The organism is Hymenobacter agri (assembly GCF_054778495.1).
Window position 1 is genome coordinate 1 of the sequence record NZ_BAAGZM010000783.1, and the last position, 1,644, is coordinate 1,644.

Annotated in this window: 1 protein-coding gene and 1 pseudogene; both read right to left on the reverse strand. The window is 64.3% G+C overall.

The annotated features are described in order from the left end of the window. Positions 1-195, reverse strand: a pseudogene (locus tag ACYVDE_RS22075) (methyltransferase domain-containing protein); the annotation flags it as partial. Positions 196-231: 36 nt separating this feature from the next. Beyond that, positions 232-1,401, reverse strand: a complete 1,170-nt coding sequence (locus ACYVDE_RS22080; protein WP_460503694.1) for a type III polyketide synthase — start codon at positions 1,399-1,401, stop codon at positions 232-234. Positions 1,402-1,644 lie beyond the last annotated feature (243 nt).

Sequence of the window (1,644 nt, forward strand, 5' to 3'; positions counted from 1 at the left end):
GGCCACGCGCAGGGACCGGCCGGCCGGGAAGCGGGGCCGCAGCCGTTCCAGCGCGTTCAGCACCGGCGCGTAGCCGCCCAGCCAAGTATTAATGGTTTCGAGCTCGTCGAGGTTCTGGCGCAGGGCGTCGGTGGCCAGCGTCAGGTCGTCCATCAGCTCGGGGCCGGAAGCGCGGGCAGAAAGGTCAACCGACACGAAGGGTGGTATTGAGATGTGAAACGATGGACGCTGCTACAAAGCCTCGGCGACTTCGGTAGCAGATTGATGAACGGCTGTCACAGTGGTTGGAGAGACACTAAGCCCCAGTAGCATAGCCTCCATCGTCAGGCCCGGGCCGAATGCGAAGCTGAGCACCGGTGCGCCGTGGTCGGCGGGCGTGGCGGCGGCCAGCACCTCGCGCAGCACGTACAGCACCGTGGCCGACGACATGTTGCCGTAGTCGCGCAGCACGCGGTAGGCGTGGCGGTTATCGTCGCGCGTCAGCCCCAATTCAGCCTCAATAGTTTCCAGAATCTTGCGCCCGCCGGGATGAATGGCGAAGTGGCGCACGTCGCGCAACTGCACCGGCAGGCTGGCCAGCAGCCCATCCGTGAGCTTCCCAATGCCGCGCTGAATGAGCTTGGGCACGTAGCTGCTCAAGGTCATTTCAAACCCAAAATCGTTGATATGCCAGGCCATGTCGTCGTGCCCATCGGGCTCCAGGCCGCAATGGAAGCCGTCGAGCGAGAGGCTGGGCACGCCATCGGGTAGCGGGCGGGCCTGCACCAGGCAGGCCGCCGCCCCGTCGCCAAACAGCGCGTTGCTGATGAGGTGGTCCTCCTCCGGGCTTTTCTGGAAGTGCAGCGTGCACAGCTCCACGCTCACAATCAGCACGCGAGCCGCCGCATCAGCCTGGCAGAAAGCGTCGGCCAGCTTGATGGCATTCACCGCCGCGTAGCAGCCCATGAAATTCACGCAGGTGCGGCGCACGTCGGGCCGTAGCCCCAGCGTTTGCACCAGCTCAATATCGAGCCCCGGCGCATACATGCCTGTGCAGCTCACCGTTACGAGGTGCGTGATGTCGGCAACATCCACGCCCGGCACTTGGGCCAGGCTGGCGCGCACGGCCGCGGTGGCCAGCGGTAAGGCTTCGCGGCGGTAAGCCGCCATGCGCTGCCCCACGCTCGGAAACGGCTCCAGCGTGGGCGTGTTGGGAAAAAACGTGTACTCACCCACGGCCCGGCCGTAGTCGGGCAGCACCGAGTAGCGGTGCTCGATGCCCGACACGCGATAGAGTGCGCGCAGCTTACGCGTGTCGGCCTCGCCAAACTGCAAGGCCCGCGCCATGAATTCGGCAATCTGCGGCTGGGCAATGCGGTGGCTGGGGTTGGCAGTGCCGATGGCACCTAGATAACTCGGCATGCCGGAAATAAATTAGAAAGTCGGATAGGAGGAAGTGTACGGGGGCAACTGCTGACCCACACTGCAGGTTTTAACGTCTTTTTAATACCTACGGTAAAAGAAGCACGTTTATCGCCGGCCCCGGCAAAATCGGGCCAACAACATTCTGGCGTGCGGCCTACTCGCTACCAATACCGCTAAAACGGCTGCCCGTGCGTGCGCCGCATCAGGGCGCGCACGGCGGCCGGCCAGTGGCGCAGGCCG